Genomic DNA, 17,701 nt, shown 5'->3' with positions numbered 1-17,701 from the left:
TAGCACAATCAGCGGGCCGAAACACCGTTTTCGGCGAAGGAAACCGTCACATCTGGCATTTTTCCACCCGCATAGGGCAGTCTCGTCATGAAATGACGGCTCTCACCGGGCGCGACGGCAGCACCCTCGGGCATCACCCGTGTCGTCGTGACCTTGCGCCCGTTGGCGGCAATCTCCACCACGACGAGCGGCAATCGCTGCTCGATATCGGAGCGATTGTCGATCGAACCATAGACGGACAGCACACGCATGCCGCCGGAGTAGTCGAGCCCACTCTTGATCCCCGATATCGTCAGCGGCTGGACGTCGGCCTGTCCATCGCCGGCAAAGCCGACGATCGCCAGGAAGGAAGCAAGCGCAACGCCCGCGACCATCCCGGCAAAGCGGCGTGCCGGCATGTCGCGCAGCCGCGTTTCGGCAAGACGCAACAATCGAGCGCCGAGCGACGGCTCCTGCTCCACGACCGTCAGCGTCGGCCGCCTGCGGCTGCCCGTTTGTGCATTGTCGTTGAAAACAGGATAGGGCGTGCGGCGCGACGAAGCGGATATCACCTCGAATTCCGCATCCACATAGTCGGGGCGCCTCGGCGCTGAAGCCCCGTTGCGTCCGCCGCGCTCGGGCGGCAGAAAATCTGTATCGGCGTTGTTGCTGGCGGATTTGGTCCGGAATGCCTGCATGATCATTTCCTCCTGTCCCGCAAGAGAACACGGCCGCATGCGGCCAGTTTGTCTGCGAAACCCTCGGGCAATGCCAAGCCTCATGCGGTGCAAGAACTAGGCATTGCATCAAATCTTTCCGACACGTAAACCGGAATGGTTAATGTTTCGGAAAGACGTCGCGAAAGCGGCGCCTTTTCATGAAAAATTAACCGTCACTTAACCATGATTCCGCTGGCGGTTTTGCCTTTCTTGGCTGGTCGTCCTATGCGCGGAGGACCGGAACCGGCCGTCGGTTGCAGGGCCGTGAGAGAGACTGGGCTGCCGCTTGATTCACTTTGAGAACGTCGGACTGCGCTATGGCATGGGACCGGAAATCCTCCGGGACCTGACCTTCGACATTCCACGCCGTTCATTCCAGTTCCTGACGGGTCCGTCGGGCGCCGGCAAGACCACGTTGCTGCGGCTTCTTTTCCTCTCGCTGCAGCCGACACGCGGCCTGATCCGGATGTTCGACCGCAACATTTCGTCGATCCCGCGCGAAGAATTCCCGATGCTGCGCCGGCGCGTCGGCATCGTCTTCCAGGACTTTCGCCTGCTCGATCATCTCACCACCTACGAGAACGTCGCGCTGCCGTTGCGCGTGCGCGGCAAGGAGGAAACGAGCTACCGTGCAGACGTGCTGGAGCTTTTGAAATGGGTGGGTCTCGGCGAGCGCATCAACGTGCTGCCACCGGTCCTTTCCGGCGGTGAAAAACAGCGCGCCGCCATCGCTCGGGCGCTGATCGACCGGCCGGAGATCCTGCTTGCCGACGAGCCGACCGGCAACGTCGATCCGCCGATGGCAAGGCGCCTGCTCAATCTTTTCCTCGAGCTCAACCGGCTCGGCACGGCGGTCGTGATCGCCACCCACGATCTGTCGCTGATGGACCAGGTGGAGGCGCGGCGCATGATCCTTTCGCAGGGGCGGCTCGACATCTATGAGTGACAGCCGCACGAAACACCAAAAGGATGTGCCCGAACAGGCACCGGAGGCACAACAGCGCCGGACGGAAATGCGCGTGCGCCCGACCGGCCCGATCGTGCCGTCGAGCAATGTGTCCGGCCATGCGCTGATGTGCGTCATCGCCATCATGTCGTTCCTCGCCTGCCTGACGCTCGGCGGCGTCAGCATGGTGCGAGCCACGGCCCAGAGCTGGCAATCGCAGATCTCCCGCGAGATCACCATCCAGATCAAGCCCGACGACAATCTCGACATGGAAAAGGCGCTGGCGGATGCCCGCGACCTGGCGCTGACCTTCAGTGGCACGACGGACGGCAAGATCGTCGACCGGGCCGCCACCGCCCGCCTGCTCGAACCCTGGCTCGGCGAAGGCCTCGATCTTGACGAGTTGCCCGTGCCGCGCCTCGTCATCATCACCATCGACGAAAGCAATCCGCCGGACTTTGCGGCCATGCGCAAGGCGCTGACAGAAATAATCCCGCAGGCTTTCCTCGACGACCACCGCACCTGGGTCGACCGGCTGGTCGCCATGGCCAACACCACGGCCATGATCGGCACCGGCGTGCTGACCCTGGTCTTTTCCGCCATGGTGCTGACAGTGGTCTTCGCAACGCGCGGCGCGCTGTCGGGCAATCGCCATATCGTCGAGGTGCTGCATTTCGTCGGTGCCGAAGCCGGCTTCGTTGCGTCGGAATTCCAGAAGCATTTCCTCAGGATCAGCCTCAAGGGCGCCGGCGCCGGCGGTCTGCTCGCAGCACTTTTCTTTGCGCTTGCGGGTTTCTGGCAGTCTCGGACCTTGGCGACCCCCGAGACAGATCAGGCCACCGCCCTCTTCGGTACGTTCACCATTGGCTATGGTGGCTATCTCGGCATTGCCGCGATCATCGTCGTCATCGCCATCCTGACGACCGTTACGGCGCGGCTGACGGTTACCCGCACGATCTACGAAATCGACCTCATCCGCTCGGACCCCGGCCGTACCGACCTCTACCAAAGCTGAGCCGCCTGATGTTTCGCCGCCACTCGATCTATTCCTTGCCGCAATCTGCGGCTATGTGAAGAGAATCATGATGGCGCGAGAGCTACGCGGGAACGGAATGGCCGGAGGAGATAAATGGCACGGGCAAGCCGACGATCGCCGGCGGTCCCGCAGTCTCCTGCGCAAAATCCTCCGCCGAACCTTCTTCGTCCTGCTCCTGCCGCTGGCAATCCTGATCGCCGCCTTCCTGAACTTTGCCGACACGGTCGCCTCCCTGCAGCCGCCGGGTCATCCGAAGGCCGACGCGATCGTGGTCCTGACCGGCGGTTTCCAGCGCATCGACCAGGCGGTCGATCTTCTGAAGGGTGGCGCCGGCAAGCGCCTGCTGATCTCCGGGGTTCACCCGACGACCACAGGCAGCCAGATCCGCCGCAACACCCAGAGCTCGGCCGACCTTTTCAAGTGCTGCGTCGACATCGGCCATGAGGCGATCGATACCATCGGAAATGCCACGGAAGCGGCACAATGGATCCATGATCGCGGCTATGCGAGCGTGCTCGTGGTCACCAACAACTATCACATGCCGCGCAGCCTCCTGGAACTGCGCCGCGCCCGGCCGGAAACGGAGTTCATCCCCTACCCGGTCGTCAACTCCGATCTGAAGACCACAAACTGGCTGCGCAATCCGATGGTGCTGAAGTCGATCCTTCTGGAATTCGGCAAGTATACGGTGGCTTCGATACGCGACTTCGCCGGCGCCCGCCCGACCAGCGGCCTGCGCACCGACGCATCGCGCGCGACGCCCGCCGAAGAATAAGGGCCGGCAGGAACAGCCTTCGCCGCTGCAAAGTGAAACAGAGCAGTTTTCCTTCAGCACTTAATCGTGTAGGCAGCGATCAACCGGCTCAAAGACGCCGGTCCCCTTGAGACCTCGCCTACGAGAGCGTGCCTGATGATCGTCTTGCGTTCGATCCTTTTCAACATGGTGTTCTACGCCAACCTGATCGTGCAGATGATCGTGCTGACCCCGATCTACTTCCTGCTGCCGCGCAAGAAGGCGTGGTTCGTGCCGAAGAACTGGGTGCGCAGCAACCACTGGCTCATGGAAAAGATGGTCGGCACGACCTTCGAGATCGAAGGCTTGGAGAATATCCCCGAGGTTCCCTATATCTTCGCTCCCAAGCACCAGTCCTTCTGGGATGCCTATGCGCTGCTCCCCTGGCTCAGCGATCCCTTTTATATCCTGAAGCGCGAGCTCACCTGGATCCCGCTCTTCGGCTGGTATGTGCTCAAGCAACGCATGGTTCCGGTAAATCGCGCGGCGCGCGGCAAGGCGATGACCGGCGTGATGGACCGCACCAAGCAGGAAATGGCAACCGGCCGCGAGCTCATCATCTACCCGGAAGGCACGCGTCGCCCGCCGGGCGCTCCGCCGGAATACAAATACGGCATCGCCCGCCTCTACCGCGACCTCAGCGTGCCGGTGGTGCCGGTCGCCATGCATCCCGGCCTCTTCTGGCCGCGCCGCAAGTTCCTGCGCTTTCCCGGCCACTTCAAGGTTCGCATCCTGCCGCCCATCGAGGCCGGCATGGACCCGGACGCTTTCCTGGCGAAGCTCGTCGAGGTAACCGAGAGGGCGAGCGACGAGTTGCTCGTCGAAACCGTGAAGGCCAATCCGCACCTGCCGCTACCGCCGACCGCCCAGCAGCGGCTGAAGGAACTGAAGGCAGAAGGCCGGGCCTGAACCTTCAGGCCCGGGCTGAACGCGGCGCCTGCCGCAGCAATCCGACCACCTCTTCCAGCCAGTGATCGCGGATACCCATCTCCTTGAGATGGGCGAGCGTGTTGAACACGTATTCGCTGTTCGGCCCGGATTTTCCCGTCGAAACCGCGACGATGCCGGCCGCCTCCGTGGTGGTCAGCGAGCCCGCATACTGGACGTGGGCGCGGTCGATGACGTAGGCGAGCGCCGGAACGCGGCGGCCGTCGGCAAGCAGCACCGGCATGGTGCGTTCCTTGTAGACGTGGGTCACCAGTTCACGCTCGCGCAGATAATCGACGACATCCGCCTGCTGTCCGCGCTGGACGCGAAACGCCGTCCCGATGCAGGAGCCGCCGCGGTCGAGCCCAAGCACCAGCCCCGGCCGCTGTTCGGTGCCGCGATGAACCCAGGAATGCACGCAGAGTGAGCGGCGAAAACCGAAGGCGCGTGCCGTGAGCTTCTCCTCGAAGGCAAAGCCGGGGTTCCACATCAGCGAGCCGTAGCCAAAGACCCAAAATTCGTCCATATCCACTGTCATTCAACCCGCGCTGCTGTTCTCACTGCCGAATCACGATCGGTCGCGTGGGACGGTGAGCCATTTTCGGTTTCTACGGCACAGCATCCCGGCACGAAAGAGACAAGGTCGTCCTCCTGCGGCCAAAGGAAAGAATAGTTTTGCGGATCGATGGCGCCACCCGAAAGGCAGCCTCCATCCTGTTTTGAGTGAGGTACCCGCGCCCATGTCGGCCACCGCAGTCTCCAACCCATCGCCGGTCAGCCGGAAATTCCGCTGGCTCCTGGCAGGCATCGTGCTTGTCACCGGCGTTTATTCGGCCGGCTGGTTTCTCGCCGCCGACCAGATCGAGAAGCGGCTTGCGACCCGCCTCGCCGAAGGACAGGCAGCCGGCCTCGGCGGCGAATGCACCAACATGGACGTGCGCGGCTTCCCGTTCCGCATCGGCCTCTTCTGCGACAAGGTCCATCTGGACGACACCCGCAACGGCACCTCGGCCTCGTTCGGAGCGCTGAGGACCGCTGCCCAGGTCTACCAGCCGGGCCATGCGGTGATCGAGCTTGACGGCCCGGCCGAGATCCGGGCTTCCCCCGGCCTCAACATCTTCGCCGACTGGACGTTGCTGCATGCGAGCGTGCGCGCGACCCTGTCCGGCGTTGATCGCACGTCGCTGACCTACGACAACCTGACGGGCCGGTTGCGATTGCCGCTTGAAGGCGACGGATTTGGCTTCGGCGCCAGCCACGGCGAATTGCACCTGCGCCAGAACGGCGCGGATCTCGACGCCGCCTTGAGCGTCGACAAACTGGACGTTCGGCCCGAGGAAGGCCCGAGCCTCGCACCGCCGGCGACCGTCGCCGCCGACCTGACCTTCACCGACCGGGCCGGATGGATGACAACCCCGCCGACGCCTGAGATGTTTCGCGGCAGCAAGGGCGAGCTGAGACAGCTCACCCTCGACCTCGGCTCGGGCATGAACGCCAAGCTTTCCGGGCCGTTCTCGGTCAATGATCAGGGACTGATTTCTGGCGAGTTCTCGCTGACGATGACCAATATCGAGGCCTGGCGTGCCAATCTGGTCACCCTGATCCCGGATGATGCCAACCTCGTCGACAACACCGCCAACATGCTGAAGGCTCTCGCCAACGGCAAGAACGAGGCGACCGTGAAGCTCAACGTGCGCGACGGCACGGCATTCCTCGCCTTCATCCCGATCGGCGTCCTGCCGACCCTCTAGGCTACGGTCATACACCTCACAGGAAGGAAGACCGCTCCACGGTCTTCCTTGATCTGCTCAGGCTATTTCTGATCCATGGCATGGCGACCGAAGTCCGGCATCGCCGTGTCCTGGCCGGCCTGAATGATCGAGCGGCGAATGGCCCGGGTGCGGGTAAAGAGATCGAACAGCTTGTCGCCGTCGCCCCAGCGGATCGCCCGCTGGAGGTAGGCGAGATCTTCCGAAAACCGCGCCAGCATCTCCAGGATCGCATCCTTGTTGTGCAGGCAGACGTCGCGCCACATGGTCGGGTCGGATGCCGCCAGACGCGTGAAGTCGCGGAAGCCCGAAGCCGAATATTTGATGACTTCGGATTCGGTAACGGTCTCGAGATCGTCAGCCGTGCCGACGATGTTGTAGGCAATGATGTGCGGCAGGTGCGAAACGATTGCCAGCACCTTGTCGTGGTGTTCGGCGTCCATCTCCTCGACCATCGAGCCGAGCGTTTCCCAGAAAAGCCGCAGCCGCGCCACCGCTTCCTCATCCGCGCCAGGGGGCGGCGTCAGGATGCACCAGCGGCCGCGGAAGAGGCCGACGAAGCCGGCATCCGGGCCGGAATGCTCGGTACCGGCAATCGGATGCCCCGGCACGAAATGCACGTTCTCGGGCAAGTGCGGCGCCATCTGTGCGATCACCGAACCCTTGGTCGAACCAACGTCGGTGACGATGGCGCCTGGCTTCAGATGGGCTGAGATCTCGGCGGCAACAGCGCCGGACGCGCCGACCGGCACCGAGACGATCACGAGATCCGCGTCGCGAACGGCGTCGGCGGCCGACAGCGTATAGCGATCGCCGAGCCCGAGTTCCTGCGTCCTCTTCAGCGTCGCCTCGCTGCGCGTGGAGACGACGAGCGTGCCGGCAAGCTGCTTCTCGCGGATTTCGCGCGCAATCGACGAGCCGATCAGACCAATGCCGATGAGGGCGATCGTTTCAAACTGCTGAGCCATTATTTCCGTCCCATGAATTCGGTCAGCGCCGCGATGACGCCCTCGTTGGCTTCCGCGGAGCCGATGGTCATGCGCAAGGCATTCGGGAAGCCGTAGCTGCTCACTGCCCTGAGGATATAGCCGCGGCGGGTCAGGAACTCATCGGCCTCCTCCGCCCGCTTGCCGGCCTCGTCGGGGAAATGGATCAGCACGAAATTCGTGACCGACGGCGTGATGCGGAGCCCGATCGCCTCGAGCGCTTCGGCAACGCGGGCAAGCCAGGTGAGATTGTGATCGACAGCCGTTGCGACGAAAGCCTGATCGCGGATCGCCGCCGCACCCGCCGCAATGGAAGGCGCACTGAGATTGAACGGCCCGCGGACACGGTCGACCGCGTCGATCACTTCCGGCGGCGCATACATCCAGCCGATGCGCAGGCCGGCAAGACCATAGATCTTCGAGAAGGTGCGGGTCATTACCACGTTGCGGCTGGCCGAGACGAGCTCAAGACCGGCGGCATAGTCGTTGCGGCGCACATACTCGGCATAGGCGGCGTCGAGCACCAGGAGCACGCCCTCGGGCAGGCCCGCATGCAGCCGGCGGACTTCGTCGACCGGGATATAGGTGCCGGTCGGATTGGCGGGATTGGCGAGAAAGACCATCTTGGTCCGCTCGGTGACCGCGGAAAGGATGGCGTCCACATCGACGCGTGCATCTTTTTCCTGGACGGTTACGGGCGTCGCACCGGCCGCCAGGATCTGGATCTTGTAGACCAGGAAACCGTGCTCGGTGATAATGCCTTCGTCGCCGGGGCCGAGATAGGTGTGGCACAGCAGCCCGAGCAGTTCGTCCGAGCCGTTGCCGCACATGATGTTTGCCGGATTGAGCCCGTGAACGGCCCCGATTGCCTCCCGCAGCGCCCGCGCCTGGCCGTCCGGATAGCGCTCCAGATTGAAGGCCATCGCCTGGAAGGCTTCTATCGCCTTCGGGCTGGCACCGAGCGGCGTTTCGTTCGACGAGAGCTTATGCACCTTGTCGACATCCGGCGCATGCTCCTTGCCCGGCACATAGGCGGCAATGTCAAGGATGCCGGGACGCGGCTCAGGGCTCTTCGAAGCAAGGCTCATCGGGTCAGCTTTCTATGGCCATCAAGGTGCCACAGCGACCTTTGTCGCGCCTTGGGAGGCGCGGGGCGCTATAGGCAGGAAAAGAGGTCAAGCCATTACCGGCGCAAGCGGCTTTTGTCGAGGGTCCGCCGCCTGTACGCAGCGCCTTATCGGGTGAGGCGTGGCCGTTCGCGTGTGCTCGGCACGCCCTGCGGCGCCAACACCGGCACGAAGACACGGCGGGACGCACGCGCTGCGACCGGTAGCCCCTGGTAAAGCCGCTTCTGCGCCTCGACGACGATGACGCCTGAGAACACTGGCCAGAGCCAGCGGCCGAGCCGCTCAAAGCCTCGGCGCAGCCGCAGGATCGCCCGGAGCTTCGACGGCGGGAAGAACAGCGCGTCGGCCGTAGCCCCCGGCGTGAAGTTGGTCTCGCGCAACAGCGCTGTCAGCTGCCCGCGCGAATAGGGTCGGCCGGAGCCGAAGGGCGTATGCTCCATGCGCGCCCAGACGCCGCGTCGATTGGGCACGACGATCACGAGCCGGCCGCCCGGCGCCAGCACCCGCCAGATCTCCTTCATCGTCTCGCGCGGACTTTCGGCAAATTCCAGCGAATGCACCATCAGCACCCGGTCGATCGATGCGTCCGGCAGCGGCAATTCCTCGTCGAACACCAGCGCCGTCGAGGAAAGCTCGGCAACCGGCCAGTTCACCGCGCCCTGGCCCGCAGGCATGAAGGCGAAGGTGCGCTCCGTGTCCTTGCGGAACCGCTCGAGATAGGGAACGGCATAGCCGAGGCCGACCAGCCGCTCGTCCGGCAGCCGCGCCCAGACGGACGAAAGCGCCATGGTGACGGATTGCTCCGCCATCCGGCCAAGCTCGGAGTGATAGAATTCGCGAAGGTCGACAATATCGGTATGCATTCGCAACATGTTAGCTTCGAAGCGGTAGACTTCAAGGTAAGGCTCGCTACATTCGGCAGCATCTCCCCTCTCCTGACCGGAGGACCTGCCATGGCCGCGCTCGAACTCGATCTTTTCCTCTGCCGCACCGACAATTTCGGCGTGCTGATCCACGACCCCGAAAGCGGCCTGACCGCCTCGATCGACGCGCCCGAGGAGGCGCCAATCCTGGAGGCGCTGGAACGCCGCGGCTGGACGCTCACCCATATCCTCACGACGCACCATCATGGCGACCACGTCGCGGCCAATGACGCGTTGAAAGCCCGCTTCGGCGCCATTATCATCGGTCCGTTCAACGAGGCCGCGAAAATTCCGGGCCTCGACAAGACGGTGCGTCAAGGCGAACGCTTCGAGTTTGCGGGCCGCAACGTCGAGGTGATCGAAACACCCGGCCATACCGCCGGCCATATCTGCTTCCATTTTCCACAGGACAAGCTGCTCTTTGCCGCCGACACGCTTTTTGCGCTCGGCTGCGGCCGTCTGTTCGAGGGGACGCCGGCGACCATGTGGCAGTCTCTCAGCCGGCTGATGGCCTTGCCGGACGACACGACCGTCTATTTCGGCCACGAATACACGCTCTCCAATGCCCGCTTCGCGGTCACGGTCGATCCCGACAATGCCGAACTCAAGGCACGCGCTGCCGAGATCGAGGAAATCCGCTGCGACGGCGGCTTCACCGCGCCGACGACAATCGGCCTGGAGAAGCGTACGAACCCGTTCCTGCGCGCCGCCGATCCCGGCATTCGCGCCCATCTCGGCCTGCGAGATGCCGACGATGTCGCGGTCTTTGCGGAAATCCGCAAGCGGAAAGATAACTTCTGATGGCTGAAGCACAGACGGCGGAAGAGGTCATCGAGGCGCTCGGCCTCACGCGCCATCCGGAGGGCGGCTGGTACATCGAGACCTTCCGTGACACGGCCGGCGGCCCGCGGGGCCATTCGACGGCGATCTATTATCTGCTTGAGCGTGGCGACCGTTCGCACTGGCACCGCGTCCGCGACGCCGTCGAGATCTGGCACTACCACGCCGGCGCGCCGCTCGAACTCAGCATTGCCGAGGACGGGAAGCCCGCCGAGACGTTGCGGCTTGGGCCCGACATCCGGGACGGTGAGCGGCCGCAGGGCGTAGTACCGGCCAACTGGTGGCAGTCGGCTGCCTCGCTCGGCGATTGGACGCTGGTCGGCTGCACGGTCGCGCCAGCCTTCGATTTTGCCGCCTTCGAGATGGCAGCCCCCGACTGGCAGCCGCCGACCCGATAGCGATCTTTCGGACTACTCCGCCGGCTGGGTGGCCGCGGCATCCTTGCGCAAAATCAGATCCTGGGCGGCGAGCACCGCCCCGCCGGTGACGAACAGGCAGGCAAGCGCTATGCGCCAGGATGGCTCGGCAAAGCCGAAGAGGATCAGGATCAGCGTCGAGAGCACCGGTGCTGCATAGCTCGAAACGCCGAGAAGCTGGATGTCGCCGTTCTTCACCCCGAAGTCCCAGGCATAGAAGGCCGCCCCCACCGGCAAGAGGCCGAGGCCCGCGACCGCCAGCCACTCGAAGGTCGTCGCCGGCCAGACCGTCGTTTCGAGCGCGAGATGGCAGACGAAGGACAGGATCGAGGTGGCAAGGCAGAAGCCGGTGACCACATCGGTCGAAACCGCCTCGAAGCGGCGTGTGATCAGCGAATAACCCGACCAGGTAAAGGCGCAGAGGAAGGCCGCGCCATAGCCGATGAGATAGGCATCGTCGAAGGCGACGCCGTTGCGCGCGACGATCAGGATCGTGCCGACGAGGCCCGCAAGCGCGCCGGCGATGTGATACCAGCGCAGCCGCTCCCCCGGCAGCAGTGCCGAACCGACAACGATCAAGAGCGGCCAGAGATAGGCGATCAGCCCGGCCTCCACCGCCGGCGCATTGCGCAGCGCCGTGAAGTAGAGGAAGTGATAGCCGAAGAGGCCGGCAATGCCCGTAATCCAGACCTTCGCCGGCTGCTTGAGCAGCGCCAGGCGCTCCGGTCTTGCCACAAGCACCGCAAGGCCGGGCAGGCTGCCGATCAGGAAACAGATTGCCGAAAGCTGGAACGGCGGCATCTTGCCCGATGCCGCCGTGAACAGCGCGAGCAGCGACCACATCAGGATGGCCGAAAAACCGATCAGAGTTGCCTTGAGTTTCATAGTCGTTCCCGGGCGCGATTCCTCTCAACGGAAACCTGCGCCGTCAAAATCACGGTGCTTGCTGGTATTTAACCTTTTAGTTGCACGCGATCGCGCGTCAACCACCAAATCGCGTCGCCGAGACCGTGACCGGCCCGAGCTTGGTGGGGATGCGGACATAGACGGGGGCATAGACATTCATGGTCTCAGCCTTGGCGAACCAGATTTCCATCGTCTGCAGTCGCCGCAGATATTCGACGTCCTCGCGGCCCTTCTTGTAGCCGGCCTTCGGCACGAAGCGGATGCCGCAGACGATCACCTCGCCTTCGAAGCCCTTCGTCTTGAAAGGCCTGGTGCCCTTCGGCGAAAGCTTGATGTCGAGCCGCGACTCGCCGTCGAAAATCGGCAGGGTGTTGGGGCAGACGCGCGCTTGCGCCGGAATGATCAGCCCCGAAAGCGGATCGAGAACGTTGCGCATGTCACGCGAGGTGACCGGCACCCAATTCTTCGGCAAAGGCGTGCGCTTCGGCGTCATGCTCGCATGCACGACATTGCCGTTGCGGTAGCTAACGCTGATCGCCCGGCTCTTCGAGCCACTGCGATAGGACATCGAATATTGCGACGCGCGCAGGTAATCCTTGTCGACAACGCCGGAAACCTGTGTCTGGCCCGACGTGCGGCTGAGGATATCGAGCAGGCCCGCCGATTTCAGCGTCCCCGATATCGTGTAGCGATTCTTCTGAACCTCGGTGTGGAATGAGGCGCGCGCCACCGGCAGACCGGACAGCGAGATGCTGTAATCCGTCAGATGCTCGGCATCGGCGGCCGATGATGCTGTGGAAAACAAGACCGCCGAAAGCAGCATTGCCCCGCGAAAGCCATTTCGCAACTTCATGCCTTTAGGAATCCATCACTTGAACATCGCCGCAATACCCTGAAATGCAGGGTGTTTACGGCTTTTCTGCGCCATTTCGCTGTCGCCGGCTACGCGGTCGGTCCAATCACGGAACCAAACCGTCGTGCGTCCTCGGTCAAGAAATAGCGCATAGCAAAACCGCTTGGAATGGGTCTCGCGCACCATTATTGTTGCCCGGACAGCGCTTCGCATGGGCAGATCGGCCGGGAAAAACCGCGGTTTTCCGAGAATGCAAGAGGTTTGGCTTGACGGGCGGGCCGTCTCTGACTATAGAACCGCGACTTTCCAATAATGGCCTAGGAACGCGGCCTGGGCTCTGGGCCCGCTACCGCATTGTCCGGCGGCGATAAAGAGAATAGGTGTACCATGTCCCGTAGTTGCGAATTGACCGGCAAGGGCGTCCAGTCGGGCAACAATGTAAGCCACGCCAACAACAAGACCAAGCGCCGGTTCCTTCCGAACCTGTGCAACGTCACGCTGATTTCCGATGCTCTCGGCCAGCGCTACCGCCTGCGCGTTTCCGCAGCTGCTCTCCGCTCGGTTGAACACCGTGGCGGCCTCGACGCCTTCCTGCTGAAGTCGGACGAGAACGAGCTGAGCATGCGCGCTCGCCTGCTGCGTCGCCAGATCGTCAAGAAGGTTGCTGAAGCCGCCTAATCGGCGCCAGCGCACCGTCTTTGACACGCGTTTAAAAGGCTTGCGGGTTCATCCGGCAAGCCTTTTTCTCGTGCGCACGTTTCTTAACCGATACGCGCTTTTGCCTTCATCGGCCGGGTGCACTGCCCTGCTTTCATCCCTCTAGCTGGTGGCATACCCCAGGATAAAAAAATGCTGATCAACCGCACTTTCTTCGTCTATGTCGCGCTGATGACCCTCGTGGTCGTCGCCTCGAACATCCTCGTTCAGTTTCCGCTACCGGGCTCGATTGCCGGTATGCAGCTCGGCGATCTCCTCACCTGGGGCGCCTTCAGCTATCCCTTCGCCTTCCTGGTGACCGACCTTACCAACCGCCAGTTCGGGCCGCGCATCGCGCGTCGCGTGGTAGTCGCAGGCTTCATCGTCGCCATTCTGCTCTCCATCGTCGCCGCCACGCCGCGCATCGCTATCGCGTCGGGCTCGGCCTTCCTGTTCGGTCAACTCCTGGACATATCGGTGTTCAACCGGCTCCGCCGTCAGAGCTGGTGGCATGCGCCGCTCGCAGGCTCGCTGATCGGCTCGGCGCTCGATACCGCAATGTTCTTCTCCTTTGCGTTCGCACCGTTCTTCGTGTTCTTCGGCCCGAACGACAGCTTTGCGCTGGAAACCGCACCGCTCCTCGGCGTACTTGCGGCTGAAGCACCGCGCTGGATCTCCTGGGCGGTCGGTGACTTGAGCGTGAAGATCCTCTGCGGCCTCGTCATGCTGCTCCCCTATGGCGCGCTGATGAGCATCGTGAAGCCCATGCCCGCTGCGGAAAAGCAGGCGGCCTAAGGGCCGCCTGCCGGCACGCCTCGGCCCGCGCCGAAGGGGCGACCGGGCGTCGATTGCAAGGCGCGGGGAAGAGCGGCAGCCACCCTTCCCCGCGCCTCACCTTCTAGCGCTGCTTCAAAAGCATCTGAGCGTTTTCGAATTGCAGCCCTTCGTCGTCTTCCGACCGCCGGGACTGTTCTTCAAAGCCGAGGTTCTCGTAGAAGGCATAGGCCTGCGAATTGGCGGTGTAGACCTCCAAGCGGAGCTGCCCCTTCAGCTGCAGGGCATGCGAAACCAGCAAGCGGCCGATGCCGGCACCCTGGTGTCGCGGCGAGACGAACAGCCCGCCGATGAAATCGTCGAGCAAGCTGACGAACCCGGCCGGTTCGCCGTCCCGGATGGCGACCCAAGTCTCCGCGTTCGGCAGATAGACGGTCTCGATCAACAGGCGCTGTTCACGCAACCGCGCCTCGCCGACAAATGCGTGCGCCGTTATCGAGGCCTCGAACCAGATGGCCGACAGTTCTTCCAAATCCGCAGCCCGATAGGCGCGGATCATCACGTCCATTTTTTTCATGGTTTTTCCGTTCAATAGATATGCGTCAAGAGGGACGCCTGTTCGGCGCCTTGAACGACCGCGAATGCGGGTAAATTTTCAGCCTCTGCGCATAAATCTCCTTCAACGGACAATCGGCCAATAGGCCTTTGCCGGGACACCGTCAAGCATCGGACGGGCTTGTTCGGGCCTCTGCGCAGCCGCGCCGAGCGAGACGGCTCGATCCTTCACCGGCTCTTGGCTGGATCTCCACACGATCGGGCGGATCGCACTATTCTGGAGTTGGCTGGCTTATTGTGTCAGCGCGGTGTTAAGCCGGAACTCCAGCATCAGGTTGCGCTCGAGGATCGAATGGTTGTCGTCGGAGACGACGATGACCCGCACGTCGCCGTCGGGACGCACGACCACGTCGAGGCCTTCCATGTTGTCGATCTGGTAGCCCATGTCCGCCTCGAAGAGGACTTCGCCGTCGACGACCGCGCCGGGCTTGATCTTATCGCCTGGGATCCGACGGATCTGCATGCCGAGACCCGAGCCGAAGGAGAAACGTCGCTCCAGCAGCAAGAGGTCGCCGTTCGGCAGGAAGGCGCCATCGGTTGCCGCATAGGGATCCTTGCGCACGACGCTGAATGCGCCGCGCTGTGGCCCGTCGAGGATGCCGGCCAAAAGATTGTCCGCCTTGTCGACGCTGCGTTCGGCAATGGCGATCATGGCGCCCGCGAGGGGGCTGTCCTTCGGCGAGACCGCGATCGTCTCAATGCCGGCGTTGCTGCGCAGCTCGCTGATCGGAAACGGCAATGCCAGGCTTCCGATCGGCTTCGAGCCGGCAAAACCCGGATCCGGATAGATGTCGATGCGATGGGCCTGCTCGTAACTAACGATCGCCTGGCCTTCTCGAAGGGCAAGCCCTTCGGAATCCACCTTCCATTTCGCCAGGCCGACATCACCGTTACGATCCGCCATCGGCGTGGCGGTCAGGTTGGTGATACCGGAAAGCCGACCCTGCTCGTCGCGGGTTACCGCACCTTCCAGCCAGTGGCCGGTATCCATGACGGCGACGAAAGAGCTGCCGTCAGGACGAAAGCGGATTGCCGAAACCGCGCCGAACAGCGGATTTGACGAGGTCATCTCCAGACCGCCGAGAAACTCCAGGGCGCCAAACCGGGTGGCGCTGGAACCGACAGCGAAATTACTGATCTGGCGGCTGCGGATCGGCAGGTCTTCGCTATCGGAAGCGGACCATGCCGGGCAGGCCGAAGCCAGGAGGAAAAGGGCTAGGAGACCGCGGCCAAGCATCAAGAGAAGTACCTTCAGGGGGGCATCGGGAATGACGCGGCGTGCGCTCACAGTGAGCCCGCCACGCATGGTAGCTTGGTAGACTGTAAAACTATGTCCGTAAATTGACTTCGGCCGCCAGCGATGCGTGCAGGTGCCGATTGGCAGCTCGGAGGCGATGTTCCACCGCCCCCAAGGGGGACGCATCACCCGGCGCGGCGAAGACGCGAAGAACCGCGGCGCTGGCTTTCGTCCTCGAAGAGTGCGGCCAGCTGTTCGGTCATCGCGCCGGCAAGCTCATCGGCATCGACGATGGTGACGGCACGGCGATAGTAGCGCGTCACGTCGTGGCCGATACCGATCGCCAGCAGTTCCACCGGCGAGCGCGTTTCGATCTGCTCGATGACCGCGCGCAGGTGACGCTCCAGATAGTTTCCTGGATTGACCGACAGCGTCGAGTCGTCGACCGGCGCGCCGTCCGAAATCATCATCAGGATGCGCCGCTGTTCGCGCCGCGCCATCAGCCGCTCATGCGCCCAAATCAACGCCTCGCCGTCGATGTTTTCCTTGAGCAGGCCTTCCCGCATCATCAGGCCGAGATTGCGTCGTGCCCGGCGCCACGGAGCGTCGGCAGACTTGTAGACGATGTGTCGCAGGTCGTTGAGGCGACCCGGGGCCTGTGGCTTGCCGCCGGCCAGCCACTTCTCGCGTGACTGCCCACCCTTCCACGCCTTGGTGGTAAAACCGAGGATCTCGACCTTGACGCCGCAGCGCTCGAGCGTGCGCGCCAGGATATCGGCGCAGGTGGCGGCAACCGTGATCGGACGGCCGCGCATCGAGCCGGAATTGTCGATCAGCAGCGTCACGACGGTATCGCGGAAGTTGGTGTCCTTTTCGCGCTTGAAGGAAAGCGGCTGCATCGGATCGATGATGATGCGCTGAAGCCGCGCCGAGTCGAGATAGCCCTCTTCGAGATCGAACTCCCAGGAGCGGTTCTGCTGCGCCATCAGGCGGCGCTGCAGCCGATTGGCAAGCCGGCCGACCGCACCCTGCAGATGGGCAAGCTGCTTGTCGAGGAAGGCGCGCAGCCGGTCGAGCTCGGCCTCGTCGCAAAGCTCTTCCGAGGCGATGGTCTCGTCGAACTCGCGGGTGAAGACGGCGTAGTCGACCTTCTCGTTGAAGTCGGCGAAGGGCTGGTTCGGACGCTTGACCTCGCCGGGCGTTTCGCTGTCCTCGTCGCCTTCGTCCTGGAGATCGTCGTCGGAGATCTCCGCGCCGTCCATCTCGCCTTCTTCCATCTGCTCTTCGGCAGCCTGGTTCTCGTCGGCGGGTGCGGCATCGTCGCCGGCTTCCTCGTCGCTGGCGTTCTCGTCCTGCTCCTGGCTGCGCGGCTGGTCTTCGTCGGTCTCGCTTTCCTGCTCGTCCGGCTCGTTGTCGTCGTCACCGTATTTCTCGGCGACTTCCATCGAGGTCAGCATGTCGCGAACGACCCGGGCAAAGGCCTGCTGGTTGTTGATCGTCGACGACAGGTGCTCAATGTCGCCGGCAGCCTTACCCTCGATGAACTCGCGCCAGAGGTCGAGCACCTTGCCGGCAGACGCCGGCGGCTTCTGGCCCGTCAGCTTCTCGCGCACCAGCAGCGCTACGGCCTCGCCGAGCGGCGCGTCCGCCTGGCGCTCGATCGTTGCGAAATTCGCCTTGGCGTATTTCTCTTCGAGCATGACGTTGAGGTTCTTGGCGACACCCGCCATGCGCAGCGACCCGATCGCCTCGACACGCGCCTGCTCCACCGCATCGAAGATCGCGCGGGCGTCCGCCCCTTGCGGCGACATGGTCGCGTGGATCCGCGCATCGTGACAGGCCTTGCGCAGCGCCATGCTGTCACCGAGCCCGCGGGTCACGGCAAGTTCCTGCAGGGTCGGGCGCTTGGAAAGTTCCGGCAGACGGATGCGTTCGCCGGTCATGCCCGGCCGCTCGTTGGCGAAGGCGACTTCCACCTCGGCATCGCCCGCGATCGATCGGATGCAGCCGGAAAGCGCCCGCTTGAACGGTTCCGCAGCATTCTCGCGCGTGGTTGGCTTTGCCTTCGAATTCGAGCTCACGACAGTTCCTTCTTCAGCCAGAGGCGACGGCGCCCCAGTGGGGCGTCATCCGGTTTGCCACAGCGTCATGACCCGCCC

The 17,701-nt window shown here is 63.4% G+C and carries 20 protein-coding genes; 9 read left to right on the top strand and 11 right to left on the bottom strand.

From position 1 onward, the window contains the following. Window positions 1–8 precede the first annotated feature (8 nt). Window positions 9–677 carry a hypothetical protein gene (locus tag IB272_RS24340; RefSeq protein ID WP_060581221.1) on the bottom strand — a complete coding sequence of 223 codons (669 nt, stop codon included), beginning with the start codon at window positions 675–677 and terminating at the stop codon, window positions 9–11. Window positions 678–984: 307 nt separating this feature from the next. Here IB272_RS24340 and ftsE point away from each other — a divergent pair, with 307 nt between their 5' ends. From ftsE to IB272_RS24320, 4 genes are all read left to right on the top strand, one after another. Next, window positions 985–1,644, top strand: a complete 660-nt coding sequence (gene ftsE / locus IB272_RS24335) for a cell division ATP-binding protein FtsE (RefSeq protein ID WP_034806610.1) — start codon at window positions 985–987, stop codon at window positions 1,642–1,644. Then, a complete protein-coding gene (locus tag IB272_RS24330) occupies window positions 1,637–2,659 on the top strand; it encodes an ABC transporter permease (protein WP_034806606.1) in 1,023 nt (340 codons plus the stop codon). Before ftsE ends, IB272_RS24330 begins: the two co-directional genes overlap by 8 nt. A gap of 97 nt (window positions 2,660–2,756) precedes the next feature. After that, on the top strand, window positions 2,757–3,455 hold the full coding sequence (locus IB272_RS24325) for a YdcF family protein (RefSeq protein WP_060581207.1): 699 nt from the start codon (window positions 2,757–2,759) through the stop codon (window positions 3,453–3,455). A gap of 135 nt (window positions 3,456–3,590) precedes the next feature. After that, window positions 3,591–4,382: a 1-acyl-sn-glycerol-3-phosphate acyltransferase gene (locus IB272_RS24320; protein ID WP_034806600.1), complete on the top strand. Its 792-nt coding sequence runs from the start codon at window positions 3,591–3,593 to the stop codon at window positions 4,380–4,382. 4 nt (window positions 4,383–4,386) lie between these two features. Here the strand turns inward: IB272_RS24320 and IB272_RS24315 are convergent, their stop codons facing one another. Next, entirely contained in the window at window positions 4,387–4,938 is a 552-nt protein-coding gene (locus IB272_RS24315; protein ID WP_060518502.1) for a gamma-glutamylcyclotransferase, read from the bottom strand. A 202-nt stretch (window positions 4,939–5,140) separates the two neighbouring features. Between IB272_RS24315 and IB272_RS24310 the strand changes: the two genes are divergently transcribed. Beyond that, complete coding sequence (locus IB272_RS24310) at window positions 5,141–6,151, top strand: DUF2125 domain-containing protein (RefSeq protein ID WP_034806594.1); 1,011 nt, start codon at window positions 5,141–5,143, stop codon at window positions 6,149–6,151. 62 nt (window positions 6,152–6,213) lie between these two features. Here the strand turns inward: IB272_RS24310 and IB272_RS24305 are convergent, their stop codons facing one another. The 3 genes from IB272_RS24305 to IB272_RS24295 all read right to left on the bottom strand — a co-directional run bounded on the left by IB272_RS24305 (window position 6,214) and on the right by IB272_RS24295 (window position 9,154). Then, window positions 6,214–7,137 carry a prephenate/arogenate dehydrogenase family protein gene (locus IB272_RS24305; protein ID WP_034806590.1) on the bottom strand — a complete coding sequence of 308 codons (924 nt, stop codon included), beginning with the start codon at window positions 7,135–7,137 and terminating at the stop codon, window positions 6,214–6,216. Beyond that, complete coding sequence (gene hisC / locus IB272_RS24300) at window positions 7,137–8,243, bottom strand: histidinol-phosphate transaminase (RefSeq protein ID WP_060581206.1); 1,107 nt, start codon at window positions 8,241–8,243, stop codon at window positions 7,137–7,139. The genes IB272_RS24305 and hisC overlap by 1 nt, the downstream gene beginning before the upstream one ends. Window positions 8,244–8,389: 146 nt before the next feature. Next, complete coding sequence (locus tag IB272_RS24295; protein WP_089044490.1) at window positions 8,390–9,154, bottom strand: class I SAM-dependent methyltransferase; 765 nt, start codon at window positions 9,152–9,154, stop codon at window positions 8,390–8,392. 81 nt (window positions 9,155–9,235) lie between these two features. Here IB272_RS24295 and gloB point away from each other — a divergent pair, with 81 nt between their 5' ends. Together gloB and IB272_RS24285 are read left to right on the top strand one after the other, a co-directional pair. Continuing rightward, the gene (gloB, locus tag IB272_RS24290) at window positions 9,236–10,006 is read left to right on the top strand and encodes a hydroxyacylglutathione hydrolase (protein WP_060581205.1); all 771 of its coding nucleotides are present in this window, start codon (window positions 9,236–9,238) and stop codon (window positions 10,004–10,006) included. Continuing rightward, entirely contained in the window at window positions 10,006–10,443 is a 438-nt protein-coding gene (locus IB272_RS24285) for a cupin domain-containing protein (protein ID WP_060518510.1), read from the top strand. Before gloB ends, IB272_RS24285 begins: the two co-directional genes overlap by 1 nt. 12 nt (window positions 10,444–10,455) lie before the next feature. On the opposite strand, the gene IB272_RS24280 is transcribed toward IB272_RS24285, so the two are convergent. From IB272_RS24280 to IB272_RS24270, 3 genes are all read right to left on the bottom strand, one after another. Then, a complete protein-coding gene (locus IB272_RS24280) occupies window positions 10,456–11,346 on the bottom strand; it encodes an EamA family transporter (RefSeq protein ID WP_060581204.1) in 891 nt (296 codons plus the stop codon). A 97-nt stretch (window positions 11,347–11,443) separates the two neighbouring features. Further along, entirely contained in the window at window positions 11,444–12,220 is a 777-nt protein-coding gene (locus IB272_RS24275) for a DUF3108 domain-containing protein (protein WP_060581203.1), read from the bottom strand. Window positions 12,221–12,235: 15 nt separating this feature from the next. Continuing rightward, the gene (locus IB272_RS24270; protein ID WP_162733057.1) at window positions 12,236–12,406 is read right to left on the bottom strand and encodes a hypothetical protein; all 171 of its coding nucleotides are present in this window, start codon (window positions 12,404–12,406) and stop codon (window positions 12,236–12,238) included. Between the two features lie 201 nt (window positions 12,407–12,607). Here IB272_RS24270 and rpmB point away from each other — a divergent pair, with 201 nt between their 5' ends. Both rpmB and IB272_RS24260 read left to right on the top strand, forming a co-directional pair. Beyond that, on the top strand, window positions 12,608–12,898 hold the full coding sequence (rpmB, locus tag IB272_RS24265) for a 50S ribosomal protein L28 (RefSeq protein WP_034806568.1): 291 nt from the start codon (window positions 12,608–12,610) through the stop codon (window positions 12,896–12,898). Between the two features lie 171 nt (window positions 12,899–13,069). Then, window positions 13,070–13,711, top strand: coding sequence for a VUT family protein (locus tag IB272_RS24260; RefSeq protein WP_034806565.1), 642 nt, complete (start codon window positions 13,070–13,072; stop codon window positions 13,709–13,711). Window positions 13,712–13,814: 103 nt separating this feature from the next. Here the strand turns inward: IB272_RS24260 and IB272_RS24255 are convergent, their stop codons facing one another. The 3 genes from IB272_RS24255 to cobT form a co-directional block, all read right to left on the bottom strand. After that, window positions 13,815–14,267 (bottom strand): GNAT family N-acetyltransferase, encoded by a 453-nt coding sequence (locus IB272_RS24255; RefSeq protein WP_113135990.1) that lies wholly within the window; start codon window positions 14,265–14,267, stop codon window positions 13,815–13,817. A 270-nt stretch (window positions 14,268–14,537) separates the two neighbouring features. Continuing rightward, a complete protein-coding gene (locus IB272_RS24250) occupies window positions 14,538–15,542 on the bottom strand; it encodes an esterase-like activity of phytase family protein (protein WP_060581201.1) in 1,005 nt (334 codons plus the stop codon). A gap of 185 nt (window positions 15,543–15,727) precedes the next feature. Then, window positions 15,728–17,623, bottom strand: coding sequence for a cobaltochelatase subunit CobT (gene cobT, locus IB272_RS24245; RefSeq protein WP_034806554.1), 1,896 nt, complete (start codon window positions 17,621–17,623; stop codon window positions 15,728–15,730). Between the last annotated feature and the right edge of the window lie 78 nt (window positions 17,624–17,701).

The sequence above is a fragment of the Ensifer sp. ENS08 genome, assembly GCF_014852195.1.
Lineage (GTDB): Bacteria > Pseudomonadota > Alphaproteobacteria > Rhizobiales > Rhizobiaceae > Ensifer > Ensifer adhaerens.
Note: the sequence above shows the minus strand (reverse complement) of the source record. Positions and strands in the feature narration are given on the sequence as shown.